Below are 9,240 nucleotides of genomic sequence, written 5' to 3' on the forward strand. Positions count from 1 at the left end.
GGTTCCCCGGTCGTGGTGGTCGGCGCCGGGCCGGTCGGCATGACCCTGGCGCTGGATCTGGGCTCCCGGGGCGTCCCGGTCGTCGTCCTGGAGCAGAGCCTGCACACCACCGGGAACCCCGGTGCAACACCACCAACGCGCGCTCGATGGAGTACTTCCGGCGGCTCGGCATCGCCGACCGGATCCGCCGGGCCGGGCTGCCCGGCGACCACCCGACCGACGCCGTGTACACGACGAGCATCCACGGCCACGAGCTCACCCGGTTCCGGTTCTCGTCGTCGGACGAGGTGTTCGCCGGCAACGCGCCGGAGGCCGCGGACTGGCCGACGCCGGAGCTGCAGCACCGCATCTCGCAGATCTACCTGGAGCCGATCCTGGCCGACGAGCCGGCCCGGCTGCCGAGCGTCCGGGTGCAGCGCGGCATCCGGGTGACCGGCTGCACCCAGGACGCCGACGGCGTCACCGTGCACGGCACCGACACGACGACCGGCGAGCCGGTCGTGCGGACCGGTGCGTACGTGATCGGCTGCGACGGCGGCGCGAGCACCGTGCGCCGGGCGATGGGCGCCCGGTTCGAGGGCGATCCGCGGGTCGGCGACCGGCGGATGTCGATCCACTTCCGGTCCACCGAGCTGACCATGCCCGGCCCCCGGCCCGGCTGGTGGTACTGGTTGGCACGGCGAGCACCACCGCGGCGCGTTCATGCAGCTCGACGGCCGGTCGGAGTACGTGTGCCACGCCCGCGTCCCGGACGGCCAGGACCTCGACACCGCCGATCCGGAGCTCGCCCTGCGGGAGGCGATCGGCCGCGACGTCGAGCACGAGGTGCTCGGCGTGGTCCGCTGGACCCCGCGCCGGCTGATCGCCGACACCTTCCGGACCGGCCGGATGCTGCTGGCCGGCGACGCCGCGCACGTCTGGGTCAACCTGGGCGGGTTCGGGATGAACGCCGGGATCGCCGACGCGATCGGGCTCGGCTGGCGGTTGGCCGCCCTGCACCACGGCTGGGGCTCCCCCGCCCTGCTCGACCACTACGACCTGGAACGCCGCTCGGTCGGCACCGCGACCTCGCGGGCGGCGGCGTCGATCGGGAACTACATCGAGGACGCGCTGGCCGATCCCGTGCTGCGCACGGAAACCCCGGCCGGGGCGGCGCTGCGCGCCCGGACCGGCGCCCGGTTGCGGGAGATCGACCGGCAGCAGTGGTACAGCACCGGGATCCAGCTCGGCACCCGCTACACCGGCTCCCCCGGGATCGCCGACGACGACCACCCCGACACCGACACCGACACCGGCGGCCCGGCAGCCCGGCCGGCGATCCCACCCGGAACACCGGAACCACCGGGAGCACCGCGAGCACCGGGACCGGCCGCACGGCCCCCGGCGCGATGGGGTCCTACCTGCACGGCGTCGAACCGGGCGCCCGGCTGCCGCACCACCGGCTGGCCGACGGCGGCGTGGTGTTCGACCGGCTCGGCCCGGACCTCACCCTGCTGCGGATCGGCCCCGACGCCCCGGCCGGGCACGGGCTGGTGGACGCGGCGGCCGAGCTGGGGGTGCCGCTCACCGTCGTCACGCTGCCCGCCGAGGCGGCACGCAGCTACAGCCGGCCGCTGGTGCTGGTCCGGCCGGACAGGCACGTCGCCTGGTCCGGTTCCGCCGGGCCGGACCGCCCGGCGGCCCTGCTGGCCCGGCTCTGCGCCCGCGAGCAGCCGGTCCGGGCCTGAGCGACCGCTCCGGGCCCGGGCTGCCGGTCAGCCGCGCTGCTCCGCGCCGAGAATCCGCAGCACCACGGTGGCGACGTCCCCGGCGACCCGGTCCGGCGTCCCGCCGGGCAGCACCAGATGGCTGACCACCAGGCGGGACGCGGTGGCCGCAGCGAGCCGGACGTCGGCGTCGGGCAGGTCGGGCCGGACGCGGCGCAGGAAGCCGGCCGCCCGGTCGGTGGCCGCGGCGACGATCGGGCCCGAGCCGCTCCCGAACGCCGACGGCACCGCGGCCTCGCCGCTCAGCAGCGCCGTGACCAGCGGATTGCGCGCCGCCTCGGTGAGCGCGGCGTGCACCGCGGCGACCCAGGCCGCGTGCAGGTCGGGTTCGCCGTCGAGCGCGGTCTCGATCCGGTCGAGGAACCGGCCGGTCGCGCGCAGCACGAGCGCCGCGGCCAGCCCGTCGCGGTCGCCGAACTCGCTGTAGAGGGTCTGCCTGCTCACCCCGACCCGGCGGGCCAGCTCCGGCATCGACGGGCGGTCCCCGGCGACGGCGAGCTGCTCGGCGACGTCGAGCACCTCGGCGCGCAGGTCGTCGCGCGCCCGCCGGGCCATCGTCCGCCGCTCCACGCGCCGATCCTGGACCGTGCGCCGGTTTCCGTCAATCGAGTGGACAGTTATCCGAGAACTGTCTAACGTCCGGTGTCCGGTGGTCGCAGCGAGGAGGCACGCCCGTGAGCCTGGTCCAGCACGCCCGTGAACGGTGGTCGTCGGTGCTCGCCCTGCCGGCGCCGGAGCGGGTCGACGGCGCCCTGCTCTCCGCGGCGACCGGCCGCCGGCCGGCGCCGTTCGGCCCGGTCCCGGCGGGACTGCGCGAGGTCCCCGGCGACGCCGGGCCGCCGCTGCTCGGCCACGCGCTCGCCTACGTGCGGTTCGGGCACCGCTTCACCCGGGCCCGCACCGAGGCGCTCGGGCCGGTCTGGTGGATGCGCAGCCCGGCCGGCCGGGCGATCGTGGTGACCGGGCCGGCCGCGAGCCGCGAGGTGCTGACCAACCGGGACAAGGCGTTCTCCCAGGAGGGGTGGCGGGCGACCGTCGGCGCGTTCTTCCACCGCGGGCTGATGCTGCTCGACTTCGATGAGCACCGCGCGCACCGGCGGATCATGCAGGAGGCGTTCACCGCGGACCGGATCGAGGGCTACGTCGCCACCACCACCCCGGTGCTGCGGGAGGTCATGGCGACCTGGCCCGCCGAGCTGCGGCTCTACCCGGCGCTCAAGCGGCTCACCCTCGACGTCGCGCAGAAGGTCTTCATGGACGGCCGGTCCGGGCCGGAGGCCGAGGCCGTCAACACGGCGTTCGTGGACTGCGTGCGCGCGGCGAACTCGTTCGTCCGCCGGGACCTGCCGGGCACCCGGTGGCGGCGCGGGCTGCGCGGGCGGGCGCTGCTGGAGGACTGGTTCCGGTCCAACCTGGAGGCCAAGCGGGCGGGCGGCGGCGACGACCTGTTCTCCGCGCTGTGCCACGCGCGGGCCGACGACGGCGAGCGGTTCACCGACGACGACGTCGTCAACCACATGATCTTCCTGATGATGGCGGCGCACGACACCTCGACGACGACGGCCGCCTCGGCCGCCTTCCATCTCGCCCGCAACCCGTACTGGCAGGACCGCTGCCGCGCCCAGTCCGACGCACTGGCCGCCCGGATCGGCGACGCGGTGCCCACCGTCGCCGACCTGCGCTCGCTCACCGACATCGACCTGGTGATCCGCGAGGCGCTGCGGATGGACGCGCCGGTGCCGGTCGTCATGCGGACCGCGGTCACCGACACCGCCGTCGCCGGGCACCACGTGCCGGCCGGGACCCGGGTCGTCGTCGCGCAGGCGGTCAACCACTACGACCGCTCCTGCTGGAGCGACCCGGAGACCTTCGATCCGGACCGGTTCGGCCCGGACCGGCGCGAGGACCGCAGCGACCGGGACGCCTGGATCCCGTTCGGCGGCGGCGTGCACAAGTGCATCGGCCTGCACTTCGGCACGCTCGAGGTCACCGCGATCCTGCACGAGATGCTGCAGCGCTTCCGCTGGACCGTCGCCACCGACCACCGGCTGCGCTGGGACAACACCTCGCTGCCGGTGCCGGTCGGCGGGATCCCGGTCACGCTGCGCCCGCGCGGCTGACCGGCCGGCGGCTACCGGTCGTCGTCGTCCTCGGCGGCGTTCCACCGCTCGTCGCGGCGGTCCTCCTCCTCGGTCCGCTCGCGGGCGATCTCCAGCGCGCGCGCCGCGGTCTCCCGGTCCGGGTAGGGGCCGAGCCGGTCGGCGGCGCGGCAGCCCTCCAGCGGCTCCACCGTGTTGTGCCGGAGGCAGTAGAACCATTGCTCGTCGCTCATCGGTCCAGCCTGGCACCGGGACCCGGTTGCGCGCTGCCCGCCGCGCCGGTGGCCCGCGATGGCAGGGTGTGCGCATGGCTCTGGTGCTCGGGGTGGACTCGTCCACCCAGTCCTGCAAGGTCGTCGTCCGTGACGCCGACTCCGGCGAGCTGGTCCGGTCCGGCCGGGCCGCCCATCCGGACGGCACCGAAGTCGCGCCGCAGGCGTGGTGGGACGCGCTGCAGGCCGCCGTCGACGACGCGGGCGGCCTGGACGGGGTGTCCGCGCTCGCCGTCGCGGGCCAGCAGCACGGCATGGTCTGCCTGGACGGCTCCGGCGGGGTCGTGCGGGACGCGCTGCTGTGGAACGACACCCGCTCCGCCGCGGCCGCGGCCGCGCTGGTCGAGGAGATCGGCGCCGAGGGCTGGGCCGGCGCGACCGGGGTGGTGCCGGTCGCGTCGATCACGCTGGCGAAGCTGCGCTGGCTGGCCGGTGCCGAGCCGGAGCACGCGGCCGCCACCGCGGCGGTGTGCCTGCCGCACGACTGGCTCACCTGGCGGCTGCGCGGCGCACCCGGGCTGGACGAGCTGGTCACCGACCGGTCCGACGCGTCCGGCACCGGCTACTTCGACGGCCGCGACTACCGGCCCGACCTGCTGGAACACGGATTCGGCCGGACGCCGGTGCTGCCCAGGGTGCTGGGCCCGGCGGAGTCGGTGGAGGGGCCCGGCGGGATCGTCGTCGGGGCCGGGGCGGGCGACAACGCGGCCGCCGGGCTGGGGGTCGACGCCGGCGACGACGTCGTCGTCTCGCTCGGCACGTCGGGCACCGTGTTCGCCCGGTCCGCGCGGCGCGCCCAGGACCCGTCCGGCATCGTGGCCGGCTTCTCCGACGCGACCGGCGCCTACCTGCCGCTGATCGCCACCCTGAACGCCTCCCGGGTGCTGGACGCGACCCGCAGGCTGCTCGGCGTCGACCACGACGAGCTGGGCAGGCTCGCGCTGGCCGCCGAGCCGGGCGCGGGCGGCCTGGTCGTCGTCCCGTACCTGGAGGGCGAGCGGACGCCCAACCTGCCCGACGCGACCGGTGCGCTGCACGGCTGGACGCTCGCCTCCGGCACCCGGGAGAACCTGGCCCGGGCCGCCGTCGAGGGCATGCTGTTCGCCCAGCGGGTCGGCCTGGAGGCGCTGCGCGCGCAGGGCGTGTCGGTGACCGGCGTGACCCTGGTCGGCGGGGCCGCCCGGTCCGAGGCGGTCTGCCGGATCGCCGCGCAGGTGTTCGAGGTGCCGGTCCGGGTGCCCGAGCCCGGCGAGTACGTCGCCGACGGCGCCGCCCGGCAGGCCGCGTGGGCGCTGCGCGGCGGCCCCACGCCGCCGGTCTGGACCGCCGCCGGGGAGCCCGCCCGGTACGAGCCGGAGCCGGCCCCGGACGCCTGGGAGCGCTACCGCGCGGCGGCCGAGCGGTTCCTGGAGCGCGGATGAGCTCCGAGCCGGCCGGGCGCACCCCGCTGCTGGTCCTCGGCAAGATCACCGACATCCTGGACGCGTTCACCCTGCAGGCCCCGGTGCTCAGCCTGGGCGAGATCCAGCAGGCGACCGGGCTGCCGACCTCGACCGTGCAGCGGCTGGTGTCCAACATGGTCGCCGCCGGGATGCTGGACCGGGTCGGCGACCGGGTCCGGATCGGAGTGCGGATGGCCTACTGGGCGGGTGCCGCCGCCCGTGGCGCCGATCTGCTGGAGCTGGCCGTCCCGGTGCTGCGCGAGCTGCGCGACACCACCGGTGAGACGGCCACCCTGTTCCGCACCGAGCGCGGGCTGCGGGTCTGCGTCGCGATGGCCGAGACCCGGCACGCGCTGCGCCGCGAGATGCACGTCGGCAAGATCGCCCCGCTGCACACCGGTTCGGCCGGCCGGGTGCTGCTGGCCTGGGACGACGCGCTCGCCGGGCGGGTGCTCGCCGGGCCGCTGGAGACGATCACCGACCACACCGTGACCGATCCGGGGGCGCTGCGGGCGCTGCTCGCCGGGACCCGCCGGGACGGGTTCGCCATCACCACCGCCGAGCGCGACGACGGCGGCTCCGGCCTGGCCGCGCCGGTGTTCGACCAGGCGGGTGCGGTCGCGGCCGCGCTGACGGTGAGCGGCCCGACGATCCGGCTCACCCGGGAGCGCTGCGAGCAGCACGTCGATCTGCTGGTCGGCGCCGCCGAGCGGCTGACCCGCACGCTCGGCGGCCGGCGACCGTTCTGATCCCCACCGGGGTCCGGGCGGTCATGACCCCGCGCCTGCCGCTGCCGTGTGGTCGACCACGGTGGCAGCGGTCAGGGTGTTGTAGAGCAACATGGCGATCGTCATGGGTCCGACACCGCCCGGTACCGGGGTGATGGCGGAAGCGACCTCGGCCACCTCGGCGGTACGGACGTCGCCGCACAGTCCATCCGCGGTCCGGTGGATACCGACGTCGACGACGACCGCACCCGGCTTCACCATCTCCGGGCCGACGATACCCGGCTGCCCGGCGGCGACCACCAGCAGATCGGCCTGCCGGCACTTTCCCACCAGGTCCCGGGTCGCGGAGTGGCAGGTCGTGACGGTCGCGTCGCGGCCGAGCAGCAACTGGGCCTGCGGACGGCCGACCAGGACCGATCTCCCGACGACGACGGCCTCGGTTCCTGCGACCGGGATGTCGTGGCGGTCGAGCAGCCGCAGCACCCCGGCCGGCGTGCACGGGCGCAGGCCGGGACGGCCCTGTGCGAGCCGCCCGGCCGAGGTCGTGGTGAGCCCGTCGACGTCCTTCCCGGGTGGGATCCGGGCAAGGACACGATCGGGATCGAGATGGTCCGGCAGCGGGAGCTGGACCAGGATCCCGGTGACGGCGGTGTCCGCCGCGAGCTCGTCGACCAGTGCCTCGAGCGCACTCTGATGCACGTCGGCCGACAGGTGCCGGTGCAGGTCCGCCATCCCCGCCTCGACGCAGAGCCGGCGCTTGTTCCGCACGTAGACCTCGGACGCCGGGTCGTCGCCGACCAGCACGGTGGCCAGACCGGGCGGCCGGTTCAGTGCGGCGACCGCACGGGCGACCTCGGCCCGGACCTCGACGGCCACAGCGCGGCCGTCGAGCACGGTGGCGGGCACGCCTACTCCCTGCCCTGACGCAGGACCGGCGCGACCTCGGCTGCCGCGTCGTCGCCGTAGGCGTCGGCCAGCCGGGGCAGGTCGGCCCCGGAGATCGACCACTCCTGGGCGCCCTCGCTCTCGATGACCAGCACGGCGACGAGCGCGCCGAGCTGGGCCGCCCGTTCGGGGCCCAGTCCGGCGTCGATCCCGGACAGGAACCCGGCGCGAAAACCGTCGCCGACCCCGGTCGGATCGAGCACCTCCCGGGCCGGGACGGCCGGGATCCGCAGCTCGAGCCCGTCCCGGTCGGCGATCTCGACGCCCGCCCGGCCGAGGGTGGTGACCCGAAGCCCGACCCGGCGGGTGATCTCCCCGGCCGACCAGCGGGTCCGTTCCCGGAGCAGCTGCCACTCGTACTCGTTGGTGAACAGGTAGCGGGCGCCGTCGATCAGTTCCCGGCACTGCTGACCGTCGAGGCGGGGCAGCTGCTGGGAGGGATCGGCGGCGAAGTCGACGCCCAGCGACCGGGCCTGCCGGGTGTGGGTGATCATGGCGTCCGGGTCGCAGGCGCCGATCAGGATCAGCGAGATCTCGTGGCGGGCGTGCACCGGGGCGATGGTGATCGTCTTCGACTCGCTCATCGCGCCCGGATGGAACGAGGCGATCTGGCAGTCGTCGACATCGGTCGTGCAGGTGAACCGGCCGGTGTGTGCGGACTCGACGACCAGCACCTCGTCGCAGATCACGCGGTTCTCCTCGAGCCGGCGGCGGTAGTCGTCGAAGTCGGCCCCGACCGCGCCGAGCAGCAGCGGGCGTCGTCCGAGCAGGCCCATCCCGTAGGCGATGTTGGCGGCCACGCCGCCGCGGTGCACGACGAGCTGGTCGACGAGGAAGCTGAGCGAGAGCCGGTCGAGCTTGCCGATGAGGATGTGGTCGGCGAACCGGCCGGGGAATCTCATGAGGTGGTCGGTGGCGATCGACCCGGACACGGCGATGGTGCCGATGGTCATGGTGGATGCTCCTGTCAGAAGACGACGGTGGTGCGCCCGTCGACGAGGACGCGGTCGTCGCAGTGCCAGGCCACGGCGCGGGCCAGGACGGTCCGTTCGATGTCGGCGCCGCGGCGGGTGAGCTCGGCGACGGTGGCGCGGTGGTCGACCCGCACCACGTCCTGCTCGATGATCGGGCCTTCGTCGAGGTCCTCGGTGGCGTAGTGCGCGGTGGCGCCGATCAGCTTGACCCCGCGCTCCTTGGCACGGCTGTAGGGACCGGCGCCGGCGAAGGCAGGCAGGAAGGAGTGGTGAATGTTGATCACCGGTGCGCCGACGGAGTGCAGGAAGTTCGCGGAGAGGATCTGCATGTAGCGGGCCAGCACCACGAGCTCGGTGCCGCAGCCGCGCACCACCTCCAGCTGCCGGCTCTCGGCCTCCTCCTTCGCCTGCGCTCCCCGGCCGACCGGGATGTGGGTGAAGGGGACGCCGAACGCGCGGACGTCGTCGGCGAGATCCGGATGGTTGGAGACGACCTGGACCACGTCGATCGGGAGCTCGCCGCGGCGGGTCCGCCACAGCAGGTCCAGCAGGCAGTGGTCGTGCCGCGACGCGAAGACCGCGGTGCGGGTGCGCGCGGCGACCGGCCGGAAGCTGTAGTCCGCGCCGAGTGGGCGCGCGACCTCCATCGCGAAGGCGTGCTCGAGCGCGGGCAGCTGCGCCGCGAGGTCGTAGAGATGGAAGACGATCCGCAGGAAGAACCGCCCCCCGGAGGGGCCGGTGGTGTCCTGATCGGACTGGACGATGTTGGCCGCGTGCTCGGCGAGGAAGCTCGATACGCGGGCGACGACGCCCGGGCGGTCGATACAGGTGACGACCAGCCGGGCCAGTTCGTCCGGGTTCTCGGTCGGAGCGGTCCGTGGCGACACGGCACGGCTCTGGACGGCAGTCATGCGTGCCTCTCAGTAGCGGTAGTGCTCGGGCTTGTACGGGCCCTCGACGTCGACGCCGATGTACTCGGCCTGGTCCTTGGACAGCTTCGTCAGCTCCCCGCCC

The 9,240-nt window shown here is 74.9% G+C and carries 10 protein-coding genes and 2 pseudogenes; 6 read left to right on the forward strand and 6 right to left on the reverse strand.

Annotated elements, in window-relative coordinates; all coding sequences use genetic code 11:
* Positions 1 to 39 precede the first annotated feature (39 nt).
* From ACVJO7_RS05000 to ACVJO7_RS05010, 3 genes and pseudogenes are all read left to right on the forward strand, one after another.
* Positions 40 to 626 (forward strand): annotated as a pseudogene (locus ACVJO7_RS05000) (FAD-dependent monooxygenase); the annotation flags it as partial.
* 76 nt (positions 627 to 702) lie between these two features.
* Positions 703 to 1,062 (forward strand): annotated as a pseudogene (locus ACVJO7_RS05005) (FAD-dependent monooxygenase); the annotation flags it as partial.
* A gap of 326 nt (positions 1,063 to 1,388) precedes the next feature.
* Positions 1,389 to 1,727, forward strand: coding sequence for an aromatic-ring hydroxylase C-terminal domain-containing protein (locus tag ACVJO7_RS05010; RefSeq protein WP_491671941.1), 339 nt, complete (start codon positions 1,389 to 1,391; stop codon positions 1,725 to 1,727).
* Between the two features lie 27 nt (positions 1,728 to 1,754).
* Here the strand turns inward: ACVJO7_RS05010 and ACVJO7_RS05015 are convergent, their stop codons facing one another.
* A complete protein-coding gene (locus ACVJO7_RS05015; protein WP_491671916.1) occupies positions 1,755 to 2,336 on the reverse strand; it encodes a TetR/AcrR family transcriptional regulator in 582 nt (193 codons plus the stop codon).
* A gap of 104 nt (positions 2,337 to 2,440) precedes the next feature.
* On the opposite strand from ACVJO7_RS05015, the gene ACVJO7_RS05020 reads away from it, so the two are divergent.
* Entirely contained in the window at positions 2,441 to 3,886 is a 1,446-nt protein-coding gene (locus tag ACVJO7_RS05020) for a cytochrome P450 (protein WP_491671917.1), read from the forward strand.
* 11 nt (positions 3,887 to 3,897) lie between these two features.
* Here the strand turns inward: ACVJO7_RS05020 and ACVJO7_RS05025 are convergent, their stop codons facing one another.
* Entirely contained in the window at positions 3,898 to 4,098 is a 201-nt protein-coding gene (locus tag ACVJO7_RS05025) for a hypothetical protein (RefSeq protein ID WP_491671918.1), read from the reverse strand.
* Between the two features lie 74 nt (positions 4,099 to 4,172).
* On the opposite strand from ACVJO7_RS05025, the gene ACVJO7_RS05030 reads away from it, so the two are divergent.
* The gene (locus ACVJO7_RS05030) at positions 4,173 to 5,558 is read left to right on the forward strand and encodes a xylulokinase (RefSeq protein WP_491671919.1); all 1,386 of its coding nucleotides are present in this window, start codon (positions 4,173 to 4,175) and stop codon (positions 5,556 to 5,558) included.
* Positions 5,555 to 6,328, forward strand: coding sequence for an IclR family transcriptional regulator (locus ACVJO7_RS05035; protein ID WP_491671920.1), 774 nt, complete (start codon positions 5,555 to 5,557; stop codon positions 6,326 to 6,328). The genes ACVJO7_RS05030 and ACVJO7_RS05035 overlap by 4 nt, the downstream gene beginning before the upstream one ends.
* Before the next feature lie 21 nt (positions 6,329 to 6,349).
* On the opposite strand, the gene folD is transcribed toward ACVJO7_RS05035, so the two are convergent.
* The 4 genes from folD to ACVJO7_RS05055 all read right to left on the reverse strand — a co-directional run.
* Entirely contained in the window at positions 6,350 to 7,213 is an 864-nt protein-coding gene (folD, locus tag ACVJO7_RS05040) for a bifunctional methylenetetrahydrofolate dehydrogenase/methenyltetrahydrofolate cyclohydrolase FolD (protein WP_491671921.1), read from the reverse strand.
* 2 nt (positions 7,214 to 7,215) lie between these two features.
* Positions 7,216 to 8,205 carry a carbohydrate kinase family protein gene (locus tag ACVJO7_RS05045; RefSeq protein ID WP_491671922.1) on the reverse strand — a complete coding sequence of 330 codons (990 nt, stop codon included), beginning with the start codon at positions 8,203 to 8,205 and terminating at the stop codon, positions 7,216 to 7,218.
* Positions 8,206 to 8,219: 14 nt separating this feature from the next.
* Positions 8,220 to 9,137, reverse strand: a complete 918-nt coding sequence (gene purU / locus ACVJO7_RS05050) for a formyltetrahydrofolate deformylase (RefSeq protein ID WP_491671923.1) — start codon at positions 9,135 to 9,137, stop codon at positions 8,220 to 8,222.
* A gap of 9 nt (positions 9,138 to 9,146) precedes the next feature.
* The coding region (locus tag ACVJO7_RS05055; protein WP_491671942.1) for an adenosylhomocysteinase at positions 9,147 to 9,240 on the reverse strand (94 nt) is incomplete at its 5' end.

The organism is Pseudonocardia sp. DxW, from assembly GCF_058448985.1.

What these genes read in the sequence shown, in the direction of transcription:
- ACVJO7_RS05045 (WP_491671922.1), bottom strand. Translation starts at nt 8,205, where the DNA reads ATGACCATCGGCACCATCGCCGTGTCCGGGTCGATCGCCACCGACCAC.
- ACVJO7_RS05035 (WP_491671920.1), top strand. Translation starts at nt 5,555, where the DNA reads ATGAGCTCCGAGCCGGCCGGGCGCACCCCGCTGCTGGTCCTCGGCAAG.
- ACVJO7_RS05010 (WP_491671941.1), top strand. Translation starts at nt 1,389, where the DNA reads ATGGGGTCCTACCTGCACGGCGTCGAACCGGGCGCCCGGCTGCCGCAC.
- purU (WP_491671923.1), bottom strand. Translation starts at nt 9,137, where the DNA reads ATGACTGCCGTCCAGAGCCGTGCCGTGTCGCCACGGACCGCTCCGACC.
- ACVJO7_RS05025 (WP_491671918.1), bottom strand. Translation starts at nt 4,098, where the DNA reads ATGAGCGACGAGCAATGGTTCTACTGCCTCCGGCACAACACGGTGGAG.
- ACVJO7_RS05030 (WP_491671919.1), top strand. Translation starts at nt 4,173, where the DNA reads ATGGCTCTGGTGCTCGGGGTGGACTCGTCCACCCAGTCCTGCAAGGTC.